The organism is Streptomyces sp. WG5 (genome assembly GCF_049974565.1).
In the GTDB taxonomy this organism is placed as follows: domain Bacteria; phylum Actinomycetota; class Actinomycetes; order Streptomycetales; family Streptomycetaceae; genus Streptomyces.
Genome location: NZ_JBNGGC010000031.1, coordinates 83,221 through 107,776, shown reverse-complemented (window position 1 = coordinate 107,776; position 24,556 = coordinate 83,221). Strand labels below are relative to the sequence as shown.

Sequence of the window (24,556 nt, the reverse complement as noted above, 5' to 3'; positions counted from 1 at the left end):
GGACGATCATGTCGGCCTTGCGGTCGCCGTTGACGTCGGCGAAGTACAGCCGGCCCAGGTCCTTCCAGGTCACGAAGCGGCCCCAGCCGCCGGACCAGTGGGTGCCCTGGTCCCAGTAGGTGCCGTGGTTGGTGCGGACCTCGATGTTGCCGTCGTTGGTGTGGACGATCATGTCGGCCTTGCGGTCGCCGTTGACGTCGGCGAAGTACAGCCGGCCCAGGTCCTTCCAGGTCACGAAGAGGCCCCAGCCGCCGGACATGACCCGGCCCGGGGCGAAGCTGTCCCCCTGGTTGCGGTGGACCGCGACGTCGCCGTTCGAGCGGAGGACGACCAGGTCGGCCTTGCCGTCGCCGTCGACGTCGGCTGAGTGGCTCCGGTCGCGGTTACGGACGTCCTTCACCCAGCCCGCCAAGCCGTCGACCCTGGCGTCCACGGCGCCGGTCCGGGTCTCCGTCCCGCCGAAGCACCCGCCCTGCCAGGAACGGCTGTGGATGGCCGTCAGCTCCACCCCACTGCCCGTGCGGCGCAGGGCCGGGCCCCCGGTGTCACCGTTGCAGACGGACGCCCCGTCCTGACCGGTCAGCGCCACGGTGGTGTCGGTGGTGGAGTCCACCAGGAACTCACCGGTGTGCAACTGGTTCGGGACCCACTCGGTGGCGGTCCGCCCGAATCCGGCACCGAGCAGAATCTCCCCCGCCTCGGGGGCGTCGGCGGCCAGCGCTACCGGCTCGACCGTGGTGACGGGCTCGGCGAGCCGGACCATGGCCACGTCCCGGTCGTCGCGCGGGACCACCTCGACGATGCCGAGGGTCTGCTCGCCCAGGGTCGCCTTGGACTTCAGCGCGGGCTTGCCCGCCTTGACCTCGCCGCCCGGGGTGGCGGCGAAACAGCTCGCGGCGGTCAGCAGCCACTGCTGGTGCACCAGCGCGGCGGAGCAGCCGCGCATGGCGTCGCCCTCGCCGATGTGAAGCCGTGCGGTGAAGGCATGGTCGCCCGCGGCCGCGGGCTTGCCCGACACCGCCTGCGCGGTCGGCGCCGTGGTGAGCAGGCCGGCAGTGGCCGCCAGGACGATGCCGGCGGTCATGGCGCCGCGAGTCTGCCGGGTGCGGATTCTTATGGTGGGCAACGTACTTCACTCTCCTGTTGCTCAACGTTCTGACTTCGTTGGTTGATCGTAAGGGTGATCAAGGCGACGTGACCCACGGCCTGTCACAGTCGCACGGTGGCCCGCTGAGCGGTGCGTGCGCACGTCCGCAAGGGAGTTGAGTCCGGCGAACGGTGACTGAGGTCGCACTCGTGACTCGTGAGGTCGTGCTCCCGTTCAGGTGGGTCTGACGGACGGGGCCCGTCCCGGCGAGGCAGCCGTCCATGAGCCCGGACGGTCACGGAGCGGGGCTGAGCGACCGTCGCGCACATACGGAGCGGGATGGAGGACACCGTGCGCACACAGCCGCTTCACTCCGACCCGCAGCCGATCCCGCGTACGCAGAACGCCGTCGCCGCCGCGATGCCCCTCCGCCCAGCCCATGGAGCTCCATCGCGAGAGGGGCGAAGCCACCCCCGAAACGATCAGCCATGTCCTGACGAACCGGCGGCTCCTCGTCCAGACGACAGGCGACTCCCGGACCGCTCGCACCGCCGCCGCGGTGAAGGCGCGCACCGCTCCCGGCCACCTTGCGTCCACAGTCATGCGAGAGCGGCGGGAGCACGGACGGTGAGCGACGGGTCCGGCCCGTACCGCGAACGGCGGCTTCCGGCGACGTCCACCTGCACATACGCGAAGACCCCGACCTCAGCGAACGCGCTGACGGCGGGGTCCTTGGGCACTTCGGGCGAAGTGCCCCCGGCAGGATTCGAACCTGCGCACACGGCTTCGGAGGCCGCTTGGGGCCTGGGCAACGCAGCAGGTCACGGGTCTGTACGCGGCAGGTTGGGCGCGACGAGTCCACAGGCAGGCCACGTCCAGCTTAAGGACGGTCCCGTAAACGATCTATGAGTCGCCCAGGGAAGGGTCGATCGCCGTGTGGTCGCTGGTCTATCCGGTGAGGGCGAGGTTGCGCATTCGGGCGATGCTTCCGGGGCCGGAGCGCGAGCAGGGGCCCGAGGTGGTCGATGATGCGGTCAGCTGCGGACTTCGCGATGCCGAACAGCGGGGCGAGCCGGCGCATTGTCAAGTTCGCGCGTCAGTACGTCGTGAAGTGGTATCCGGTCCTCCAGCGACAGACTCCACGGTCGACCCCTGCGAACTGCGTCCGCCCCGTCGCGCTGCCGCATCGTCACCAACTCGCTGAAACAGCGAGGGCTCAGCCCGGCGAACGGAGCTATCCACGCCGGCTGCGTAGCCGTGATCACAGCGGTCACGGCTGGATCGTTCAAACACCGCCCCGTGCCGTTGGACATTGTTGTGCGGGAGGCGCCAGCGCGGTGGCCACCTGAGCCAGGCGATCGGCTGACAGGGCGAAGAGGTTGGTGGGGTTGCGGAAGGAGTACTCGCCATCGTTCACGGAGAATCCGTGCCCGGCTACCGTCCAGCGCGCGGGGCCGGGGGCCCCTTGATCCTCCAGGAGAGCAGAGGCGAGGGTCTCGGGGTCTTCCACGCTCGTGCGGGCGCGTAGCGCACCCGCCAGGCGGCCAACAGCGTCGTCCGGTACTGCATCATCGCCGAACGCGGGCAGCAGGAGCAGCAGACGGGAGTGGGGATCGGTGGTGCTGCCGCCGGGCAGCAGTTGTCCGAAGCTGCCACGAGTTCAGACCACGACAGGCCCGGACCCATGAAGTGCCCGTCATCCCGGGCGAGGACCTCGGCCTGGCCCCAGTCGGGGTGGTGAACGAGGTAGTCGGTTCCGGTGTCGTCCGCGACTGTCCGGTAGACCACGCGAAGACGGTGATCAGCAGCGAGTGGAACCGTGAATGCCGGCCACTCGCCCCGCTTTCGCAGCTGCCGCTGGAAGTCGTCGGCCGCGTCGTAGTCCGCACCGAACAGCAGTTCCTCGGCCTCCTCACTCTGGATACGAGTAGAGGTGCCCCAGCCAGAAGAGCGGCTCGTCCAAGAGCCCGACCTGGTACGTGAGGGGACCACCGTCGTAACCCGCTATCCGGGCAGGATGCAGGTCTGCACTGTTCATCACGGAGGACATCATGCTGCTCTGACTCCGCGTCCTCGAGGCCGGGCGTACCAGATGATTTGGCTGGCAGGGGTGGTGGTGTTGGTGGCCGAAGCGGTAGGCACTCGCATGGGCCGAAGGCGGGCTCGTGCCGCTGAGCAGGAGCTTTGATGCCTTCAGGTTGCTGGCACTCAACTGCTGAATGCCTGCGTTGACCGTGGCTTCCCCCTGCATCGGGAGCGGCAGGCACTGCCGTCCGCCGTTGCCCGAGCCATGCGACGCGCCCTGTGCGAAGGATGGATTCCAACGGCTTCAGGTCCTCCTTGCACCTCAACCCGTCCGCCGACTTCATGCCCTGGCCCTGAGCGGAAGGTGAGCGCCGCTTGAGGAGTTCGGCCGGAGGTGGTCAAGCTCCTCGGCGTGCCCCACCGCGGTTTCCACTCAGGGTTCCCCCGGACAACCGTCATGCGCCAGCGTTGATGTCAGCTCACGGGTTCGGCACCTGCTCGTCTGCCGCCCTGCGCGGTCGCGCCAAGGCTGCCGCAGCCCGCCTGTCGTCTGCATGCTTTTGCTCTATCGAGGCTCGCAGCTCACCAGGAGTTGGCCATGGTGCGTGCCGATGGATCATGCGGTGACAGTTGGCGCAGATGAGGGCGAGATCGCTGAGCTTGGTGCGGCCTTCTCCAGCCTCGTGCAGCGGAACGACATGATGGCACTCGATGTACCCTCTCCCACGGGCACCGTAGATTCGTTCAAAATCGAAGCCGCACGACTCGCAGGCGAGCTGTCGGCCCTGGCGCAATGCCGCATCGATCTTCTTTTTACGCAAAGCCTTGTTCCGTTCACGGCTCCGATGGCGGCCAAGCAGCAACCTACCCTCGGGCGCGCTGAAGTCTTCTTCATCCTCGACCTCGGGTGACAGCTCCTGAAATTCTCCTGCGACCAGGCCTTGCCGGATGCGCCGGGCCACCTGCGCCATCTCAGTCGGCCGGGCGAGGAAGTCGTTCATGACTTCGACGTCCAGGGCATTCCCGTTCGTGGGCTTGCCCATGTAGCTGGGGTGCCGGCATGTGATGTCAACCGTCTTACGCGCTACGCCGTTGGGGTTTCGGAACAGCTCGTTGCGTAGCTCCTCGGGGTGGATCGGCATGGCCTGGAGCAGCGCAGACAGCTCGATCACACGGGGGTCGTCGAATTCCAGTCGCTTCCAGCCGTTGGCCATGGCCAGGTCGCAGGCAAGGATGATCTCGTCACGAGTCCAGTCGGGGCTCCGGGACGAACGGATTGTGAAGCCGAGTCGGGCGAGCCACCTGGCGGCGTGTGACCTTCCGCCGATCAGCTCGTCCGGCCTCAGTGCTCGACCTTGATCAAACTTGTGAGCCACGCCAGCGATGGCCTTGGAGTCGTAGGTTCGTTCCTCGTGCAGGAGGAAGTACCCGGTTGCCGGCTTGTACCCGTACATGGACAGAAACTCGTCCTGACCCAGGTCGTCATACTCCGCCAGAGCTTTGAGGACACCGTCTCGAGTGATCGCACCTTTGCGCATGGCGGAAGCGTAAGAGCCGCCACTGACAGACAGTCAGGCACGCGGCCCCTCACCGGTCCACCACTCACCCCAGCTCCCATGCCGTCCGCCTTCGACCCCCACACCGTGGAGCGGGTGCTGAACAACAGCGGCCTGGTGGGCCTGAGCGGGCATCAGGTGCTGGCGGCGGAGACCCTTGGCGGTCGTCAGGTGAGTGTGCGCATCGATGACGAGACGCTGTCGTTCTTCGATCCGGCCTCGCGGGAACTGCTGCGGGTGCGGTCCAACCCGCGGACCAGCGAGGAAGTCCGCAGGCTGCGGGGGCTGCGGGATCTGCGGCCGGCCGGGCCACAACCGCGGCCCCGCGTGGAGCCGGTGCAGGTGCAGCGGCGGGTCAGCGCGGTGGGCACGGTCACGGTCTGCCGCCAGACCGTCTCCCTCGGCCCCCTACGCGGGCCGGACGAAGCCCGGTGGGCAGAGGCACCGCCAGGCAGCGGGACAGCATGACGGACGCTTTGGCGACGGTCGTTCCCGTCCTGGCCAAGCCGGGACGGGAACGACCCGCTCCGGAGGCGCTGCGTCGGACCCTGCGGTCGTATGTCCTGCCTGTGCCGCGCAGGGAGTGAGAGCGCACGGAGGAGATCTCAGCTGCGGTGCGGTGGATCGGGAAGGCATCTCTTCCTGTGGGAGAGCTGCAAGAGATTGCCCGTGTGCATGAGCTGATCGACGGCCAGGAGCAGGAGATGAACGACCGGATCATGCAAGGGCTGGGGGAGGACGACGCCTGGAGCTGACGCACGACACACCAACCAACGACAGCCCCGGAGAGATCCGGGTTTTCGCCCGTCCACGGAGCTACGCCGAGAGCCTGCGTCACACCCGCTGACCTGCTGCGAAGCACTCCAAGATCAATACGCCATTACAACGTGATCACAGACAGACGGCTGCTTCCGACTGCTTCCGCCTGCACATACGCGAAGACCCCGGCCTCAGCGTTTCCGCTGGTGACGGGGTCTTGGACACACTTACACAGTGTGCCCCCGGCAGGATTCGAACCTGCGCACACGGCTCCGGAGGCCGTTGCTCTATCCCCTGAGCTACGGGGGCGTGTCCGCCGCGTTCGGTGTTGCTCGCGGCGACGGGTAGAACACTACCAGCTCCGCCGGGGTGGTCATGAACGGGTTTTCGCGGGTCGTGGGGTGTCCCGTGGGTGTCCCACGGGTCTCTCGGCGCGTCAGCCGCGCGGGCGTTGTCCCTCGCGCGGGGTGGAAGTGGGGAAAACCCGGACGCGGTGGCCGGTCCGGACCTACTCTCGAGTTGTGCCTAGGGCGTCTGGCCGAGTTCTTGTTGTGGACGACAACAAGGTCATCCGGCAGCTGATCAGGGTCAATCTCGAGCTGGAGGGCTTCGAGGTCGTGACCGCGGCCGATGGTGCCGAGTGTCTTGAAGTCGTTCATCAGGTGCAGCCCGACGCCGTCACGCTGGACGTGGTCATGCCCCGGCTCGACGGGCTCAGGACCGCCGCCCGGCTGCGTGCCGATCCGCGGACCCGGGGCCTTCCGATCGCCATCGTCAGTGCCTGTACCCCGTACGAGGTCGACGCCGGCTTCGACGCCGGGGCCGACGCCTTCCTCTCCAAGCCCTTCGAGCCCGCCGAGCTCGTCGGCCTGGTGCGGCACCTGGTCGAGCGGAAGGCCTCGTCTTCCTTCACCAGCCTCCTCGGTTTCGCCGGGGAGAGCGAATCGCCTGCTCAGGCCTAGTCGGTCCTGGACGGGCGGGTGGTGCGCGGCAACGGCTGCCGCGCGCTGGGCCGTCTCGCCACGCCCGTCCCCGCGAGGTCCCCGTCCACATCCCGGGACTGCCGCAAACCGGTTCGCCTACCCACCCCCCTCCTCCCCTACGCTTGACCCGTGACCCCCGTAGAGCTCTCCCGTACCGTGCTGCACGCGGTGCGTCGCGCTGTCGACGCGGGTGAGCTGAACGTGAGCGTCCCTGAGCGAGCCGTGGTCGCGCCGCCGGGGCCCGGAGGGTGCGGGGACTACGCCACCGGCATCGCCCTCCAGCTCGCCCGCCCGGCCGGGCAGCCGCCCCGCCGGGTAGCGGAGGTGCTGCGGCCGTACCTCGTCGACGTCGACGGAATCACCGACGTCGTCCTGACCGGGCCCGGGTTCCTCAACATCAGCCTCCACGGCACCGCGCCCACCGACCTCGTCGAGGAGATCCTGCGGTGCGGGGCACGGTACGGGTACGCCGACGGGACCGACCGGGCCGACGAGACTGACCGGGCCCAAAGGGCCGACAGGGCCGACCGGGCCGACACGGCCGGCCGTCGCATCGTGCGGCTGCACTGCCCCCACGACCTCCGTGCCGTCGTCGTCGCCGACGCCGCCGCGCGCATCCTGCGCTCCCAGGGCACCGCGGTCCGCACCAGCTGTGTCGCCCCGCTCGAACCCGAGTGGACCGCCGTGCTCGGCGTACACGTCGACGCGGCCGGTCCGGCGGTCGCGGCTCTGCCGGTGGACGTGCGGCCCGTCCCGGCCCCCGCCGACCCGCTCCTCCTCGGTCGCGACGCCGGCCGTTGGGCCCTGCTCCACCCCGCCGCCCACGACCGGCCCCGAATCGGCGACGAGCACCTCGTGCAGCGCGAGGGCAACCCGCTCTTCCGCGTGCGGTACGCCCATGCCCGCACCCGTGCCCTGACCCGCAACGCCGCGGATCTCCGCTTCGCCGCCGAGCCCGGCCCGGTGACCGGCACGGCGCGGGACGTCCTCGCCGCCCTCGCCGACCACCCCCGGGTCCTCGTCGCCGCCGCGGCGCACCGCGCCCCCGACCGGGTCGCCCGGCACCTCGTCACCGTCGCCGACGCCGCGCTGCCCCTGCTGCCCGCCGTGCTGCCCCGCGGTGGGGAGAAACCCTCGGCCGCCCACCGCGCCCGGCTGGCTCTCGCCGAAGCCGTCGGGGCGGTGCTGGCCGGCGGCCTGTCCCTCCTCGGTATCGACGCACCCGACCACCTCTGAGAGAGCGCAGTAGACGACATGAGCCGTTCCGCACACCCCGCCGGGCCCCGTCACGCCGACGTCCTTCCCGAGGGGCGCTCCGCGGCGAGCACAGCCCCGCCCGCCGACCTCAACGCCCTCGACGCCAAGGTCTGGGCCCAGACCGTCGGACGGGACGCGGACGGTGTCGTCACCGTCGGCGGGATCCCCGTCACGCGGCTCGCCGAGGAGTACGGCACCCCCGCCTACGTCCTCGACGAGGCCGACTTCCGGGCCCGGGCGCGGGCCTGGCGCACCGCGTTCGGCGCGGACGCCGACGTCTTCTACGCGGGCAAGGCGTTCCTGTCCCGGGCCGTCGTGCGGTGGCTGGACGAGGAGGGGCTGAACCTCGACGTGTGCTCGGGGGGCGAGCTGGCCACCGCGCTCTCCGCCGGGATGCCCGCCGACCGCATCGCCTTCCACGGGAACAACAAGTCGCCGGAGGAGATCGAGCGCGCCGTCCGCGCCGATGTCGGGCGGATCGTGCTCGACTCCTTCCAGGAGATCGTGCGCGTCGCCCACATCGCCCAGTCGCTGGGCAAGCGGCAGCGGGTGCAGATCCGTATCACCGTCGGGGTCGAGGCGCACACGCACGAGTTCATCGCCACCGCCCACGAGGACCAGAAGTTCGGGATTCCGCTGGCCGGCGGGCAGGCGGCGGAAGCCGTGCGGCGGGCGCTCCAGCTCGACGGGCTCGAAGTCATCGGGATCCACTCGCACATCGGGTCGCAGATCTTCGACATGTCGGGGTTCGAGGTCGCCGCCCACCGGGTGGTCGGGCTGCTCAAGGACATCCGCGACGAGCACGGTGTCGAGCTGCCCGAGATCGACCTCGGCGGTGGGCTCGGGATCGCGTACACCAGTGACGACGACCCCCGTGAGCCGCACGAGATCGCCAAGGCGCTGACCGAGATCGTCACGCGGGAGTGCGAGAGCGCGAAGCTGCGCACGCCCCGTATCTCCGTCGAGCCCGGGCGGGCCATCGTCGGGCCCACCGCCTTCACGCTCTACGAGGTCGGCACCGTCAAGCCGCTCGACGGGCTGCGTACGTACGTCTCCGTCGACGGCGGCATGTCGGACAACATCCGCACCGCGCTGTACGACGCCGAGTACAGCGTCGCCCTCGTCTCCCGCACCTCCGACGCCGAGCCCATGCTCGTGCGGGTCGTCGGCAAGCACTGCGAGAGCGGGGACATCGTGGTCAAGGACGCCTTCCTGCCGGGGGACCTGGCCCCCGGTGACCTCATCGCCGTACCGGCGACCGGGGCGTACTGCCGTTCCATGGCCAGCAACTACAACCACGTGCTGCGTCCGCCCGTGGTCGCCGTGCGGGACGGCGAGGCGCGGGTCATCGTCCGGCGGGAGACCGAGGAGGACCTGCTGCGTCTCGACGTCGGGTGACAGCCGGCAGACGGACAGGCGAACGGGCGGACGGGCGCGCAGGCGGACAGACGACGAGCCGGGCGGAAGATCTTCCGTCATCCGCCCGGCGAAAATGAAATAAACGTCTCACGATTCGGACGAATGGCAGAAAGTCCCGTCCGGTGCGTGAGACTGGTCCAACCGTAGACGGTATGAGGAAACGAGGTCGGATGATGCGTACGCGTCCGCTGAAGGTGGCGCTGCTGGGCTGTGGAGTGGTCGGCTCAGAGGTGGCGCGCATCATGACGACGCACGCCGACGACCTCGCCGCCCGGATCGGGGCCCCGGTGGAGCTCGCGGGCGTGGCCGTACGGCGGCCCGACCGGGTGCGGGAGGGCATCGACCCCGCCCTCGTCACCACCGACGCCACCGCCCTGGTCAAACGCGGGGACATCGACGTCGTCGTCGAGGTCATCGGCGGGATCGAGCCCGCCCGGACCCTCATCACCACCGCCTTCGAGCACGGCGCGTCGGTCGTCTCCGCCAACAAGGCGCTCCTCGCGCAGGACGGCGCCACGCTCCACGCCGCGGCGGACGCGAACGGCAAGGACCTGTACTACGAGGCCGCCGTCGCCGGTGCCATCCCGCTGATCCGGCCGCTGCGCGAGTCCCTCGCCGGCGACAAGGTCAACCGGGTGCTCGGCATCGTCAACGGGACGACCAACTTCATCCTCGACGCCATGGACAGCACCGGCGCCGGGTACCAGGAGGCGCTCGACGAGGCCACCGCCCTCGGGTACGCGGAAGCCGACCCGACCGCCGACGTCGAGGGCTTCGACGCCGCCGCCAAGGCCGCCATCCTGGCCGGGATCGCCTTCCACACGCGCGTGCGCCTCGACGACGTCTACCGCGAGGGCATGACCGAGGTCACCGCCGCCGACTTCGCCTCCGCCAAGGAGATGGGCTGCACCATCAAGCTCCTCGCCATCTGCGAGCGGGCCGCGGACGGCGGGTCGGTCACCGCGCGCGTGCACCCCGCGATGATCCCGCTCAGCCATCCGCTGGCGAACGTGCGCGGCGCCTACAACGCCGTCTTCGTCGAGTCCGACGCCGCCGGCCAGCTCATGTTCTACGGGCCCGGCGCCGGCGGCTCGCCGACCGCGTCCGCCGTGCTCGGCGACCTCGTCGCCGTCTGCCGCAACCGGCTGGGCGGTGCCACCGGACCCGGCGAGTCCGCGTACGCGGCGCTTCCCGTCTCGCCGATGGGCGACGTCGTCACGCGCTACCACATCAGCCTCGACGTGGCCGACAAACCGGGCGTGCTCGCCCAGGTCGCGACCGTGTTCGCGGAGCACGGTGTCTCCATCGACACCGTGCGCCAGTCCGGCAAGGACGGCGAGGCCTCCCTCGTCGTCGTCACCCACCGTGCGTCCGACGCCGCCCTCGGCGGTACGGTCGAGGCGCTGCGCAAGCTCGACACCGTGCGGGGTGTCGCCAGCATCATGCGGGTTGAAGGAGAGTAACCAGCAATGACCCACCAGTGGCGCGGAATCATCGAGGAGTACCGGGACAGGCTGCCCGTCTCCGACAGCACGCCCGTCGTGACGCTCCGCGAGGGCGGCACGCCGCTCGTGCCCGCGCAGGTGCTCTCCGAGCGCACGGGCTGCGAGGTCCACCTCAAGGTCGAGGGGGCGAACCCGACCGGGTCCTTCAAGGACCGCGGCATGACGATGGCCATCAGCAAGGCCAAGGAGGAGGGTGCGCAGGCCGTCATCTGCGCGTCCACCGGCAACACCTCCGCCTCCGCCGCCGCGTACGGCGTGCGGGCCGGGATGGTCTCCGCCGTGCTCGTGCCGCAGGGCAAGATCGCGCTCGGCAAGATGGGCCAGGCCCTCGTGCACGGGGCGAAGATCCTCCAGGTCGACGGCAACTTCGACGACTGCCTCACGCTCGCCCGCGCGCTCAGCGACAACTACCCCGTGGCGTTGGTCAATTCGGTCAACCCGGTGCGTATCGAGGGGCAGAAGACGGCCGCCTTCGAGATCGTGGACATGCTCGGCGACGCCCCCGACATCCACGTCCTGCCGGTCGGCAACGCGGGCAACATCACCGCGTACTGGAAGGGGTACAAGGAGTACGCCGCCGACAAGGTCAGCACGAAGGCGCCGCGCATGTGGGGGTTCCAGGCCTCCGGCAGCGCCCCGATCGTGCGCGGCGAGGTCGTCAAGGACCCGTCGACCATCGCCACCGCCATCCGCATCGGCAACCCCGCCTCCTGGGACCTCGCGCTCGCCGCGCGGGACGAGTCGGGCGGCGCCATCGACGAGGTGACGGACCGTGAGATCCTGCGCGCCTACCGGCTGTTGGCCTCCCAGGAGGGCGTCTTCGTGGAGCCTGCGTCCGCCGCGTCGGTGGCCGGTCTGCTGAAGGCCGCCGAGCAGGGCAAGGTCGACCCGGGGCAGCGGATCGTGTGCACCGTCACCGGCAACGGGCTGAAGGACCCGGACTGGGCCGTCGCCGGTGCCCCGCAGCCGGTCACCGTCCCGGTCGACGCGGCGACGGCGGCCGAGCGGCTCGGTCTGATCTGAGGGACCCCATCCGCGTCGTCCCCGGATCCCTGTGATCCCCGTGATCCTGTGGTCTCGCCGATCGCCGTGATCCTGTGGTCCCGCCGATCGCCGCGATCCCGTGGTCCCCGTGAAACGCGCCCAGCGTACGGGGGCGTAAGCGACGTCCAGCCGGGCATGTCCCTTACGGGGGGTGCACAGGGGGCTTACGACACGCATCGTGCGCCTCCTGTGCGCCCTATGTCGCCACAGAACCTTCCTTCGATAGGCTGTACCGAACCCGCCCGCCGCATATGCCGCGGTGCCGCGCCGTCTCCGCGGTCGGGAAGCGGCCGGGAGCCGTCGGGCAGGCAGTGGTCGGCCGTTGGGCAGGCAGCGGCGAGCCCGGGTTCCGTAAGTCATCGAATCTCATTCGACAGTCACGCAGCTCAAGGAGAGTCATCAAGCGATGGCCGGTCCAGCGTTCCGCGCCGCCGCCGTCCGGGTGCGCGTCCCCGCCACCAGCGCCAACCTCGGCCCGGGCTTCGACGCCCTCGGCCTCGCGCTGGGCTTGTACGACGACGTGGTCGTCCGGGTGGCCGACTCAGGGCTGCACATCGACATCGCGGGCGAGGGCAGCGAGACGCTGCCGCGCGACGAGAAGCACCTCCTCGTCCGCGCCCTGCGCACCGCCTTCGACCTCCTGGGCGGACAGCCGCGCGGCCTGGAGATCGTCTGCGCCAACCGCATCCCGCACGGCCGCGGCCTCGGCTCCTCCTCCGCCGCCATCTGCGCCGGCATCGTCGCGGCGCGCGCGGTGACCATAGGCGGCGAATCCCGCCTCGACGACGCCGCGCTGCTCGACCTCGCCACCGAGATCGAGGGCCATCCCGACAACGTGGCGGCCTGTCTGCTGGGCGGCTTCACCCTGTCCTGGATGGACTCCGGCGCCGCCCGGGCCATCAGGATGGAGCCCTCCGATTCCATCGTTCCGGTGGTTTTCGTGCCCGGAAAACCGGTACTGACGGAGACCGCGCGAGGCCTGCTCCCGCGCAGCGTCCCGCACGTCGACGCCGCCGCCAACGCCGGCCGCGCCGCGCTGCTCGTCGAGGCGCTCACCAGACGCCCCGAGCTGCTGCTGCCGGCCACCGAGGACCGCCTGCACCAGGAGTACCGCGCGCCGGCCATGCCGGAGAGCGCGGCGCTGGTGGAGCGGCTGCGCGGCGACGGCATCCCCGCGGTGATCTCGGGTGCCGGACCCACGGTGATGGCCCTGGCCGACGCCGACACGGCCGACAAGGTCGAGGCGCTGGCAGGTACGGACTGGGCGGCCAACCGGCTCAGCCTGGACCAGCAGGGCGCGAGCGTCCTGCCGCTGGCGCCCTCCAGCGACATTTAGAGGCATACGGTTGCCGGATTTCGAGAGGGGGAATATTTGTTGGATCCGGTAGTGTTAATCTCAAGTCTGCACCCGACCCCACCATGGCGAGGTGCCTCGTGTCCCCGTCCGGGACAGACATTCTTCCGGGAGCCCCCCAAGCCGCCTTGTGCCGTGGACGTCGTACGTGATCAGTACGGCCGACACGGACACTGAGCGGCCCGCCGGGCACGCTCCGGAACCGGTGCGACCACGCCGCATGACACAGACACTGGGTGCCACGGCTAGGGGAAGCGCCATCACCAGATATCTCTTCCGCCGTTCAGGCGGACCACCGCCCCGGCACGGTTCGCACAGCAAGGACCGAAGCCGGACAGCACAACCGGTCGCCGAGCCAGACAGGCCGACGTCCGCTCCAGGGAAGGACCCTTCGTGAGCGACACCACCGATCTGATGGGCGCACGTGTCGAGGAGACCGCTGCCGCGCCCTCCACGGACGCCTCCGCGCCTGCCACCGGTGCCGGCTCCCGGCGGCGCCGTGGTACCGGCCTCGAGGGCATGGTGCTGGCCGAGCTGCAGCAGGTCGCATCCGGCCTCGGCATCAGGGGCACCGCGCGGATGCGCAAGAGCCAGCTGATCGAGGTCATCAAGGAGGCGCAGGCCGCGGGCGGCGCCCCCGCCAAGGCCGCGCCCGCCGCGGCGGACGCCGCCGGCGAGACCAAGCCGAAGCGCCGCAGCACCTCCCGGGCCCGTACGGGTGACGAGGCCCCCGCCGAGAAGGCGGAGAAGGCCGGCCGGGCCGAGAAGAAGGCGGACAAGGCGGCCGCCGACAAGGCAGCCGCCCAGCAGCAGATCGACATCCCCGGCCAGCCGTCCCCCAAGGTCTCGCCGACGGCCGACAAGGCCACCGACGACGCTCCCTCCGAGCGCCGTCGCCGCCGGGCCACCGCCGACGCGGGCAGCCCGTCCGCCACCACCGAGACGGTGGCCGTCGAGACGAAGACCGAGCCGAAGACCGAGCCCTCCGGCCAGCAGCAGGGCCAGGGCGACGCCCGCTTCGACGGTGAGGGCGGCGAGGGCCGCCGTCGCGACCGCCGTGACCGCGGCGACCGCGACCGTGACCGTGGTGACCGCGACCGCGGCGACCGCGGACGCGACCGCGACCGCCGGGGCAAGGGCGACGACCAGCAGAACCAGGGCGGCGGCCAGCAGCGCCGGCAGCAGGGCGGCGGCCAGGACCGCCAGCAGCGGGCCGACGAGGACGGGGACGACTTCGACGGCGGACGCCGCGGCCGTCGTGGCCGCTACCGCGACCGCCGGGGCCGCCGCGGACGCGACGAGATCCAGGAGCCCCAGGTCAACGAGGACGACGTCCTCATCCCGGTGGCCGGCATCCTCGACATCCTCGACAACTACGCGTTCATCCGGACCTCCGGCTACCTGCCCGGCCCCAACGACGTGTACGTCTCCCTCGCCCAGGTCCGCAAGAACGGCCTGCGCAAGGGCGACCACCTCACCGGTGCCGTGCGCCAGCCCAAGGAGGGCGAGCGCCGCGAGAAGTTCAACGCGCTGGTGCGCCTGGACTCCGTCAACGGCATGGCGCCCGAACACGGCCGCGGACGGCCGGAGTTCAACAAGCTGACGCCGCTCTACCCGCAGGACCGCCTCCGTCTGGAGACGGACCCCGGCGTCCTGACCACCCGCATCATCGACCTCGTCGCGCCCATCGGCAAGGGACAGCGCGGTCTGATCGTGGCCCCGCCGAAGACCGGCAAGACCATGATCATGCAGGCGATCGCCAACGCGATCACCCACAACAACCCCGAGTGCCACCTGATGGTCGTCCTGGTCGACGAGCGTCCGGAAGAGGTCACCGACATGCAGCGGTCGGTGAAGGGCGAGGTCATCTCCTCGACCTTCGACCGCCCGGCCGAGGACCACACCACGGTCGCCGAGCTCGCCATCGAGCGCGCCAAGCGCCTGGTGGAACTCGGTCACGACGTGGTCGTCCTGCTCGACTCGATCACCCGTCTGGGCCGCGCGTACAACCTCGCCGCCCCGGCCTCCGGCCGCATCCTGTCCGGTGGTGTCGACTCGACCGCCCTGTACCCGCCGAAGCGCTTCTTCGGTGCGGCCCGCAACATCGAGGACGGCGGCTCGCTGACCATCCTCGCCACCGCACTGGTGGACACCGGGTCCCGCATGGACGAGGTCATCTTCGAGGAGTTCAAGGGCACCGGCAACGCCGAGCTCAAGCTCGACCGGAAGCTCGCCGACAAGCGCATCTTCCCGGCGGTGGACGTCGACGCGTCCGGCACCCGCAAGGAGGAGATCCTGCTCGGCAGCGAGGAGCTCGCCGTCACCTGGAAGCTGCGCCGGGTGCTGCACGCCCTCGACCAGCAGCAGGCGATCGAGCTGCTCCTCGACAAGATGAAGCAGACCAAGTCGAACGGCGAGTTCCTGATGCAGATCCAGAAGACGACCCCGACGCCGGGCAACGGCGACTGAGGGCCGGACTCCCGGCACGCATCGACGAAAGGGCCGCTCCCGCACCGGGAGCGGCCCTTCCGCGTCCGCCCGCCCACTCCACCCGCACACCGGCCGTTGCCGAAACGAGACCTTTGCCACACGCAACGTCACTGCCCGTATGGCGGACGTCCCTGGGCACCCGGAGCGAAAGTGCAGGTGAAAGCCGTGCGCGCACGGTCCGCGCACAGCGTCCGGACGCAACACGACCACACTCCGTGCCCGCTCCGTGTCCGCTGCGCACCGGGAGCCCACAGAGCGCTGTGCAACCCTGTGCCGGGTTTCCCCGTCCCTCCACGGAAGGGACGATGGTGAGGTACCGGCCATATCGCCGGCGCCGGCCGGCCCGACCCTGAGCGCAGGGGGCAACCGACCGTACTGGAGCCGAGGAGCACATGTCCGCCGAGAGCACACCGGATCCCGCCATACCCGGGAAGGCTTCCGGGCCCCGCCACCGGAGCAAGGGGCGCCGCCGCAGACCGCGCAGCGGGCGGCGCAAGGCCCTGCTGGTCGCGGCCTGGACCGCCGCGGGCGTCGTGGCCCTGGGCGGCACCGGCGCCGGAGTGCTGTTCTTCAAGCTCAACGGCAACCTCCAGAGCGTCGACATCGACCAGGTCCTCGGCACCGACCGGCCCGAGAAGGCCGGCAACGGCTCCCAGAACATCCTCGTCCTCGGCTCCGACACCCGCGCCGACGGCAACAGGGAACTCGGCGGCGGCACCGACGACGGCACCGCCCGCTCCGACACGGCGATGGTCGTGCACGTCCACAAGGGCCACAAGAAGGCCAGCGTGGTCTCCATCCCGCGCGACACCCTCGTCGACCGCCCCGCGTGCACCGACGCCGACGGCGGTGAGCACCCCGCCGCCGACGAGGTGATGTTCAACTCCGCCTACTCCACCGGCGGCGCCGCCTGTGCCGTGAAGACCGTGGAGTCGATCAGCGGTCTGCGCATGGACCACTACCTGGAAGTCGACTTCAGCGGCTTCCAGCAGCTCGTCGACGACCTCGGCGGCGTCGAGGTCACCACCAGCGAGGACATCGAGGACCCCGACAGCCACCTCGACCTGCAGGCCGGCACCCACACGCTCGACGGCGAGCAGGCCCTCGGACTGGTCCGCACCCGGCACGGCGTCGGCGACGGCTCCGACCTCGGCCGCATCCAGCTCCAGCAGGCCTTCGTCAAGGCCCTGGCCGACCAGGTCAAGGACATCGGCCTGCTCGGCAACCCCAAGAAGCTGTACGACATCGCCGACACCGCCACCAAGACGCTGACCACCGACTCCGACCTGGGCTCGGTGAACTCCCTGATGTCCTTCGCGAGCGGCCTCAAGGGCATCGACGCCTCGCACATGAACATGGTCACGATGCCGGTCGTCTACGACCCCGCGGACGCCAACCGCGTCCTGGTGGAGAAGACCAAGGCCGAGCAGGTGTGGACCGCCCTGAAGAACGACAGGCCCGTCCCGGCGGCGGCGACGCGGGGCACGGCGTCGGGCGGCGCCGAGGGCGTGGTGAACAGCGCCCCGTAGGGGCGACGGGAGGACCGGGGAATAGACGACCGCGGCCCCCGGTTTTGGGAGAGGACGACAGTCCTGGCAGACTGGTACGTCGGCCCCGGTTCACGCCCCCGCAGCCCGCGGCGGCGACCCGGCGCCCTCCCGGAACAGTAGGAGACACCTTGAAGCGCGACATCCACCCCGAGTACGTCGAGACGCAGGTCAGCTGCACCTGTGGCGCGTCGTTCACCACCCGCAGCACCATCCAGTCCGGTACCATCCGGGCCGAGGTCTGCTCCGAGTGCCACCCGTTCTACACGGGCAAGCAGAAGATCCTCGACACCGGTGGCCGTGTGGCCCGCTTCGAGGCCCGCTTCGGCAAGGCTGCCGCCGGCTCCAAGAAGTAGCGAGCCTCCAACCGCCGGTCCACGGCCGCGCCCCCAGCCGGGGCGCGCCGGGACCGGCGTTTTTGGTCGCCCGTCTTCCCCTTCCCAAGCAGTAGCAGGAGCCCAAGATGTTCGAGGCCGTCGAGGAACTCGTCGCCGAGCACGCCGACCTGGAGAAGAAGCTCGCCGACCCGTCGGTCCACTCCGACCAGGCCAACGCGCGCAAGCTGAACAAGCGGTACGCCGAGCTCACCCCGATCGTCGCCACGTTCCGCTCCTGGAAGCAGACCGGCGACGACATGGAGACCGCGCGCGAGCTGGCCGCCGACGACCCGGACTTCGCCGCCGAGGTCAAGGAGCTGGACAAGCAGCGCGAGGAGCTCACCGAGAAGCTCCGCCTCCTGCTCGTCCCGCGCGACCCCAGCGACGACAAGGACGTCATCCTGGAGATCAAGGCGGGCGCGGGCGGCGACGAGTCGGCGCTCTTCGCCGGCGACCTGCTGCGCATGTACCTGCGCTACGCCGAGCGGGTCGGCTGGAAGACCGAGATCATCGACGCCACCGAGTCCGAGCTGGGCGGCTACAAGGACGTCCAGGTCGCCGTGAAGACCAAGGGCGGCCAGGGCGCCACCGAGCCCGGACAGGGCGTCTGGGCGCGGCTGAAGTACGAGGGCGGGGTGCACCGCGTGCAGCGGGTGCCCGCGACCGAGTCCCAGGGCCGCATCCACACCTCCGCGGCCGGTGTGCTCGTCACGCCCGAGGCCGAGGAGATCGACGTCGAGATCAACCCCAACGATCTCCGCATCGACGTCTACCGGTCCTCCGGTCCCGGCGGCCAGTCCGTCAACACCACCGACTCCGCCGTGCGCATCACGCACATTCCGACCGGAGTCGTCGCCTCCTGCCAGAACGAGAAGAGCCAGCTGCAGAACAAGGAGCAGGCGATGCGTATCCTGCGCTCGAGGCTGCTCGCGGCGGCGCAGGAGGAGGCGGAGAAGGAGGCCGCGGACGCCCGCCGCAGCCAGGTCCGCACCGTCGACCGCTCCGAGAAGATCCGTACGTACAACTTCCCGGAGAACCGCATCTCGGACCACCGCGTCGGCTTCAAGGCGTACAACCTGGACCAGGTCCTGGACGGCGACATCGACCCGGTGATCCAGGCCTGCGTCGACGCGGACTCGGCGGCCAAGCTCGCCGCCGCGTAGGGACCGCCGCACCACCCGCACCGGACCACAGCTCAGCCCCCGGAGGACCAGCGTGAACCTGCTGCTCGCGGAGGTGGCCCAGGCCACCCAGCGGCTGGCCGACGCCGGCGTGCCCTCGCCGCGCACCGACGCCGAGGAGCTCGCCGCCCATCTGCACGGCGTCAAGCGGGGCGAGCTGCACACCGTGCCGGACGCGGACTTCGACGCCCGGTACTGGGAGGTGATCGCCCGCCGCGAGGCGCGCGAACCGCTCCAGCACATCACCGGACGCGCCTACTTCCGCTACCTGGAGCTCCAGGTCGGCCCCGGGGTCTTCGTGCCCCGCCCCGAGACCGAGTCCGTCGTCGGCTGGGCCATAGACGCCGTACGCGCCATGGACGTCGTCGAGCCGTGCATCGTCGACCTGTGCACCGGCTCGGGCGCCATCGCGCTCGCGCTCGCCCAGGAGGTGCCCCGCTCGCGGGTGTACGCCGTGGAGCTGTCCGAGGACGCCCTGGTGTGGACGCGGAAGAACATGGAGGGGTCCAGGGTCGAACTGCGCCAGGGCGACGCCCTGACGGCCTTCCCGGACCTCGACGGCCAGGTCGACCTGGTGGTCTCCAACCCGCCGTACATCCCGCTCACCGAGTGGGAGTACGTCGCCCCCGAGGCCCGCGACCACGATCCCCAGCTGGCCCTGTTCTCCGGCGAGGACGGCCTCGACCTGATCCGCGGCCTGGAACGCACCGCGCACCGCCTGCTGCGCCCCGGCGGCGTGGTCGTCGTCGAGCACGCCGACACCCAGGGCGGCCAGGTGCCGTGGATCTTCACCGAGGAGCGGGGCTGGGCCGACGCGGCCGACCACCCCGACCTCAACAACCGCCCGCGGTTCGCGACCGCCCGCAAGGCGCTGCCGTGACCGTCCTTCTGACTTCGACCCCGCAGTACGTGTACGAGGAGGCCCGCTAAATGGCACGGCGATACGACACCAACGACGCGACCGACCGTGTGACCGGTCTGCGCGAGGCCGCGTCCGCCGTCCGCCGTGGCGAGCTCGTGGTGCTGCCGACGGACACCGTGTACGGCATCGGCGCCGACGCCTTCACCGGGGAGGCCGTCGCCGACCTGCTGGACGCCAAGGGCCGGGGACGCAACATGCCCACCCCCGTCCTCATCGGCTCGCCGAACACCCTGCACGGCCTGGTCACCGACTTCTCCGAGCTGGCGTGGGAGCTGGTCGACGCCTTCTGGCCGGGCGCGCTGACGCTCGTCGCCAAGCACCAGCCGTCCCTCCAGTGGGACCTCGGCGACACCCGCGGCACGGTCGCCGTCCGCATGCCGCTGCACCCCGTCGCCATCGAGCTGCTCACCGAGGTCGGCCCCATGGCCGTCTCCTCCGCCAACCTCACCGGCCACCCGGCGCCCGAGGACTGCGACGCCGCCCAGCAGATGCTCGGCGACTCCGTCTCCGTCTACCTCGACGGCGGCCCCACCCCCGGCAACGTCCCGTCGTCCATCGTCGACGTCACCCGCGAGGTGCCCGTGCTGCTGCGCGCGGGCGCGTTGTCGGCGGAGGAGCTGCGCAAGGTGGTACCCGACCTCGAGGTGGCGAATTGACGGCCCCTGAGACGGGGCGTGGCATAGGCGACGGGGAACGCGCCGCGGAGATCACGACGACGTTCGGCTTCCCGCGCGACAGCTTCCGCATCCTCCACGTCAGCACCGGCAACGTCTGCCGCTCGCCCATCACCGAGCGGCTGACCCGGCATTTCGTGACGGAGCGGCTCGGCGTGCTGGGCGGCGGACTCATCGTGGAGAGCGCGGGCACCTGGGGCCACGAGGGCGCGCCCATGGAGTCGAACGCGGAGACGGTCCTCGCGGACTTCGGCGCGGACGCGGCCGGCTTCACCGGGCGCGAGCTGCTCGACGAGCACGTGATCCGCGCGGACCTCGTGCTGACCGCGACCCGGGACCACCGGGCGCAGGTCATCTCCATGGGGCACTCGGCCGGACTGCGCACCTTCACCCTCAAGGAGTTCACCCGCCTGGTGAACGCCATCGACCCGGCGACGCTGCCGCCCCTCGAGGACGGGGTGGTCGCCCGTGCGCGCGCCCTGGTCCGCGCCGCCGCCGCGCTGCGCGGCTGGCTGCTGGCCCCCACGGTGGAGGCGGACGAGGTGTACGACCCGTACGGGGCGCCGCTGCCGTTCTTCCGGTCGATCGGGGACGAGATACACCAGGCGCTGGACCCGGTGGTGACGGCGCTGACGGGGGTCGCGGCGCGGACGTAGGCGGGAAGGCCCGCGACGCCGGGCGGCTTCGGCCCCCCGGGCCTACATTGGTCGTACGTCACCGTCGACGCACGCCCGGAGCGCACCATGTCGGTCACCCGCGACCTCATCGAGGCCGATGACAGCATGCCCGGGGTCCTGCTGCGCCAGGACCCCGAACTGGCGGAGATCCTGCTCGCCGAACGCCGCCGGCAGTCGACGACGCTCCAGCTGATCGCCGCCGAGAACTTCACGTCCCCCGCCGTGCTCGCGGCCCTCGGCTCCCCGCTGGCCAACAAGTACGCCGAGGGCTACCCGGGCGCCCGGCACCACGGAGGCTGCGAGATCGTCGACGTCGCCGAGCGGCTCGCCGTGGAGCGGGCCCAGGACCTCTTCGGCGCCGAGCACGCCAACGTGCAGTCCCACTCCGGCTCCTCCGCCGTCCTGGCCGCTTACGCGGCGCTGCTGCGCCCCGGCGACACCGTCCTCGCCCTCGGCCTGCCCTACGGCGGACACCTCACGCACGGCTCCCCCGCGAACTTCTCCGGCCGCTGGTTTGACTTCGTCGGCTACGGCGTGGACGCGGAGACCGGGCTGATCGACTACGACCAGGTGCGCACCCTGGCCCGCACGCACCGGCCCAAGGCGATCGTGTGCGGTTCCATCGCCTACCCCCGCCACCTCGACCACGCCTTCTTCCGCGTCGTCGCCGACGAGGTGGGCGCCTACCTCATCGCGGACGCCGCGCACCCGATCGGGCTGGTCGCCGGGGGAGCGGCGCCCAGCCCGGTGCCGTACGCCGACATCGTGTGCGCCACCACGCACAAGGTGCTGCGCGGCCCGCGCGGCGGCATGATCCTGTGCGGCGGCGCACTGGCCGAGCGGGTGGACCGGGCCGTCTTCCCGTTCACCCAGGGCGGTGCGCAGATGCACACCATCGCCGCCAAGGCGGTCGCGTTCGGCGAGGCGGCGACCCCCGCGTACGCCGCGTACGCCCATCAGGTGATCGCCAACGCCCGGGTGCTGGCGGCGCACCTGGCAGCCGAGGGCCTGGTCGTCACCACCGGCGGCACGGACACGCACCTGATCACCGCCGACCCCGCCCCGCTCGGTGTCGACGGGAAGGCCGCGCGGGGCCGGCTCGCGGCGGCCGGGATCGTCCTCGACTGCTGCGCGCTGCCGCACGGCGACGCCCGGGGGCTGCGGCTGGGCACCGCGGCCCTGACGACGCAGGGCATGGGGGAGCGGGAGATGCGGGCGGTGGCCACGCTGCTCGCGGAGGTGCTGCGGGGCGGGACGGACGCCGCCGCGGCACGGAACGACGTGCGGGATCTGGTCACGGAATTCCCGCCCTACCCGGAGTGAGTCGGGGTAGGCGCACACGTGTGCACAGCCACACGTGCAACCATCGTCGATACCCGGAAGTCCTCAACCGTATGCGCGCATCGCTAGGGTGTGGGGTCGAGGATGGCCAGCGAGACCTGTGGGGAAGCCTGTGCGTGAATACCTGCTGACGCTCTGCATCACGGCCGCGGTGACGTATCTGCTCACAGGGCCGGTACGGAAGTTCGCGATCGTGGCGGGGGCGATGCCGGAGATCCGGGCACGTGACGTGCACCGGGAACCCACTCCGCGGCTCGGCGGGATCGCGATGTTCTTCGGACTCTGCGCGGGCCTGCTGGTCGCCGACCACCTCACCAACCTCAGTGAGGTCTTCGAGAACTCCAACGAACCCCGGGCCCTGCTGTCCGGAGCCGCCCTGATCTGGCTGATCGGCGTCCTGGACGACAAGTTCGAGATCGACGCCCTGATCAAGCTGGGCGGTCAGATGATCGCCGCCGGCGTGATGGTGGTGCAGGGCCTGACCATCCTGTGGATCCCGGTGCCCTGGGTCGGCACGGTGGCGCTCACCCAGTGGCAGGGCACCCTGCTGACGGTGGCGCTGGTCGTCATCACCATCAACGCGGTCAACTTCGTGGACGGCCTGGACGGTCTCGCGGCCGGCATGGTGTGCATCGCGGCGACGGCGTTCTTCATGTACGCCTACCGGATCTGGTACTCGTACGGCATCGAGGCCGCGGCCCCGGCCTCGCTCTTCGCGGCCATCCTCATGGGCATGTGCCTGGGCTTCCTGCCGCACAACATGCACCCCGCCCGGATCTTCATGGGCGACTCCGGCTCGATGCTGATCGGGCTCGTCCTGGCGGCCGGCGCGATCTCGGTCACCGGCCAGGTCGACCCGGACCTGATGAACCTGTTCTCCGGTTCCGAGCGCGCCTCGGTGCACCAGATGGTGCCGGTCTACATCCCGTTGGTGATGCCGCTGACCATCATCGCCATCCCGGCCGCCGACCTGATCCTGGCGATCGTGAGGCGCACCTGGCGCGGCCAGTCGCCGTTCGCCGCGGACCGGGGGCACCTGCACCACCGGCTGCTGGAGATCGGCCACTCGCACAGCCGCGCGGTGCTGATCATGTACTTCTTCTCGGCGCTGATCGCCTTCGGCGCGCTCGCCTACTCCGTGAACGCCGCGTCGATGTGGATCGTGCTGGGCGTCGTCTTCCTCAGCGCGATCGGCCTGGCCCTGCTCCTGACGCCGCGCTTCACCCCCCGTGCCCCCCGCTGGGCCGAGCGCTTCGTGCCGCCCCGCTACCGCCGCCGCAAGGCGGCCGTCGCCGCGGCGGAGCCCGCGGTGGCCGTGGAGGAGGGCAGGACCGGCCAGGGCACGAGCGACGAGGCCCCGACCGGCGACCGTGTTCCGGTCCCCGCGGGCGTCTCGGGCGTCAACGGGGCCACCGCCGTCGGCCCCCGTTCGCGCACAAGGTAAGAATCTGACTAGAGCATTGCCAACCCATGGGGAAGCGAATCGCCGCAATACCAGATAAAGCGGCTCTGTACTTGCACAAACGCGCACAGTCACTCTCATGTGTGACGGTCGGCACACCCTCAGGTAAAGACCTCATCAAATAGTTTGTGATACCGTTCACGAGAACCCCGGATGGAGCCGAAGGGCCGCAGTGCGACGGCCCATTGGTGAGAGTTATGCACTCGACCCGGGGGACTACGCTCGTCCATGACGACACCCCCTGCCCCCTGAAAGCGGAGCTGCCGCCATGCCCTCCAACGACGTCCGGATCCTGATCCAGGCTGCCGTGCCCACCGCTGTCGTCGGTGCGGTCGCAGTCGCGATCGGGGGTGCCGTCGAGGGGGGCGAGGGTGCGATCGGGGCGGTCGTCGGAGCGGTGGTCGTGATCCTCTTCATGGGAGCAGGGCTTTACGTCCTCCAGTGGACCGCGAAGTCGCTGCCGACGCTCTTCCAGGCGATGGCGCTGATGATGTACATGGCGCAAATTGCGCTGATGTTCATCTTCATCGTGCTCTTCAAGGACACGACGCTGTTCCATCCCAAGGTCTTCGCCCTTTCGTTGCTCGCCGGCACTCTCACCTGGGTCGCCGCGCAGGCGCGTGCCCAGATGAAGGCCAGGATCCTTTACGTGGAGCCCGAGTCGACGACGGCCGAGAAGAAGGAAACCCCGGGGCGCTCGTCGTGAGACGTAGGGCCGGGATAAAGGCGCATGAGAGACCCTGCTATCGTCCGGTGCCAACTGCGGCATCGCGGGCGCGGGCATCCCAGCTGACGCCTGCCACATCGCGAGGCGAGATGCCCCCCAGCCGCCCCCATACCCGTAACACCAGTCCCGTGCCGATCCGCGGCCCCGTGCCGCGCCGACACCACGAGGT

Annotated in this window: 19 protein-coding genes, 2 tRNA genes and 2 pseudogenes; 17 read left to right on the top strand and 6 right to left on the bottom strand. The window is 70.5% G+C overall.

Translation table 11 applies throughout. The features are described from left to right. The 5 genes and pseudogenes from ACP4IX_RS27950 to ACP4IX_RS27930 all read right to left on the bottom strand — a co-directional run. A partial coding sequence (locus ACP4IX_RS27950; RefSeq protein WP_426557212.1) for a trypsin-like serine protease occupies positions 1-1,126 on the bottom strand: 1,126 nt, incomplete at its 3' end. 712 nt (positions 1,127-1,838) lie between these two features. Next, positions 1,839-1,897: transfer RNA gene (locus ACP4IX_RS27945), tRNA-Ser, on the bottom strand. 175 nt (positions 1,898-2,072) lie between these two features. Then, positions 2,073-2,361: pseudogene (locus ACP4IX_RS27940) on the bottom strand (transposase family protein); the annotation flags it as partial. A gap of 638 nt (positions 2,362-2,999) precedes the next feature. Next, positions 3,000-3,128: a hypothetical protein gene (locus ACP4IX_RS27935; RefSeq protein WP_426557210.1), complete on the bottom strand. Its 129-nt coding sequence runs from the start codon at positions 3,126-3,128 to the stop codon at positions 3,000-3,002. 463 nt (positions 3,129-3,591) lie between these two features. Next, complete coding sequence (locus ACP4IX_RS27930; RefSeq protein WP_426557208.1) at positions 3,592-4,650, bottom strand: HNH endonuclease; 1,059 nt, start codon at positions 4,648-4,650, stop codon at positions 3,592-3,594. Between the two features lie 105 nt (positions 4,651-4,755). On the opposite strand from ACP4IX_RS27930, the pseudogene ACP4IX_RS27925 reads away from it, so the two are divergent. Continuing rightward, positions 4,756-5,092, top strand: a pseudogene (locus ACP4IX_RS27925) (IS481 family transposase); the annotation flags it as partial. Positions 5,093-5,664: 572 nt separating this feature from the next. On the opposite strand, the gene ACP4IX_RS27920 reads toward ACP4IX_RS27925, so the two are convergent. After that, positions 5,665-5,736: transfer RNA gene (locus ACP4IX_RS27920), tRNA-Arg, on the bottom strand. 212 nt (positions 5,737-5,948) lie between these two features. Here ACP4IX_RS27920 and ACP4IX_RS27915 point away from each other — a divergent pair. The 16 genes from ACP4IX_RS27915 (at position 5,949) to ACP4IX_RS27840 (ending at position 24,366) form a co-directional block, all read left to right on the top strand. Next, positions 5,949-6,389: a response regulator gene (locus ACP4IX_RS27915; RefSeq protein ID WP_426526966.1), complete on the top strand. Its 441-nt coding sequence runs from the start codon at positions 5,949-5,951 to the stop codon at positions 6,387-6,389. Positions 6,390-6,539: 150 nt separating this feature from the next. Next, on the top strand, positions 6,540-7,646 hold the full coding sequence (gene nrtL, locus ACP4IX_RS27910) for an ArgS-related anticodon-binding protein NrtL (protein ID WP_426557206.1): 1,107 nt from the start codon (positions 6,540-6,542) through the stop codon (positions 7,644-7,646). A gap of 18 nt (positions 7,647-7,664) precedes the next feature. Next, on the top strand, positions 7,665-9,065 hold the full coding sequence (lysA, locus tag ACP4IX_RS27905) for a diaminopimelate decarboxylase (protein ID WP_426523582.1): 1,401 nt from the start codon (positions 7,665-7,667) through the stop codon (positions 9,063-9,065). A 194-nt stretch (positions 9,066-9,259) separates the two neighbouring features. Next, positions 9,260-10,549, top strand: coding sequence for a homoserine dehydrogenase (locus ACP4IX_RS27900; protein WP_426523588.1), 1,290 nt, complete (start codon positions 9,260-9,262; stop codon positions 10,547-10,549). Positions 10,550-10,555: 6 nt separating this feature from the next. After that, positions 10,556-11,614, top strand: a complete 1,059-nt coding sequence (gene thrC / locus ACP4IX_RS27895) for a threonine synthase (RefSeq protein WP_426523581.1) — start codon at positions 10,556-10,558, stop codon at positions 11,612-11,614. A gap of 427 nt (positions 11,615-12,041) precedes the next feature. Continuing rightward, positions 12,042-12,971: a homoserine kinase gene (thrB, locus tag ACP4IX_RS27890; RefSeq protein ID WP_426523580.1), complete on the top strand. Its 930-nt coding sequence runs from the start codon at positions 12,042-12,044 to the stop codon at positions 12,969-12,971. Between the two features lie 411 nt (positions 12,972-13,382). Then, a complete protein-coding gene (rho, locus tag ACP4IX_RS27885; RefSeq protein WP_426523579.1) occupies positions 13,383-15,458 on the top strand; it encodes a transcription termination factor Rho in 2,076 nt (691 codons plus the stop codon). 413 nt (positions 15,459-15,871) lie between these two features. Then, entirely contained in the window at positions 15,872-17,008 is a 1,137-nt protein-coding gene (locus ACP4IX_RS27880) for an LCP family protein (RefSeq protein WP_426557204.1), read from the top strand. Between the two features lie 149 nt (positions 17,009-17,157). Further along, entirely contained in the window at positions 17,158-17,382 is a 225-nt protein-coding gene (rpmE, locus tag ACP4IX_RS27875) for a 50S ribosomal protein L31 (RefSeq protein ID WP_030672379.1), read from the top strand. A gap of 107 nt (positions 17,383-17,489) precedes the next feature. Continuing rightward, positions 17,490-18,566: a peptide chain release factor 1 gene (prfA, locus tag ACP4IX_RS27870; protein WP_426523577.1), complete on the top strand. Its 1,077-nt coding sequence runs from the start codon at positions 17,490-17,492 to the stop codon at positions 18,564-18,566. 52 nt (positions 18,567-18,618) lie between these two features. After that, positions 18,619-19,464, top strand: coding sequence for a peptide chain release factor N(5)-glutamine methyltransferase (gene prmC / locus ACP4IX_RS27865; RefSeq protein WP_426523576.1), 846 nt, complete (start codon positions 18,619-18,621; stop codon positions 19,462-19,464). A gap of 50 nt (positions 19,465-19,514) precedes the next feature. After that, positions 19,515-20,162 (top strand): L-threonylcarbamoyladenylate synthase, encoded by a 648-nt coding sequence (locus ACP4IX_RS27860; RefSeq protein WP_053137111.1) that lies wholly within the window; start codon positions 19,515-19,517, stop codon positions 20,160-20,162. Further along, on the top strand, positions 20,159-20,836 hold the full coding sequence (locus ACP4IX_RS27855) for a protein-tyrosine-phosphatase (RefSeq protein WP_426523575.1): 678 nt from the start codon (positions 20,159-20,161) through the stop codon (positions 20,834-20,836). Before ACP4IX_RS27860 ends, ACP4IX_RS27855 begins: the two co-directional genes overlap by 4 nt. An 87-nt stretch (positions 20,837-20,923) precedes the next feature. After that, positions 20,924-22,180 carry a serine hydroxymethyltransferase gene (gene glyA / locus ACP4IX_RS27850; RefSeq protein WP_426557202.1) on the top strand — a complete coding sequence of 419 codons (1,257 nt, stop codon included), beginning with the start codon at positions 20,924-20,926 and terminating at the stop codon, positions 22,178-22,180. A 130-nt stretch (positions 22,181-22,310) separates the two neighbouring features. Further along, the gene (locus ACP4IX_RS27845; protein ID WP_426523573.1) at positions 22,311-23,642 is read left to right on the top strand and encodes an MraY family glycosyltransferase; all 1,332 of its coding nucleotides are present in this window, start codon (positions 22,311-22,313) and stop codon (positions 23,640-23,642) included. 286 nt (positions 23,643-23,928) lie between these two features. Further along, the gene (locus tag ACP4IX_RS27840; RefSeq protein WP_426523572.1) at positions 23,929-24,366 is read left to right on the top strand and encodes a hypothetical protein; all 438 of its coding nucleotides are present in this window, start codon (positions 23,929-23,931) and stop codon (positions 24,364-24,366) included. Positions 24,367-24,556: the final 190 nt, after the last annotated feature.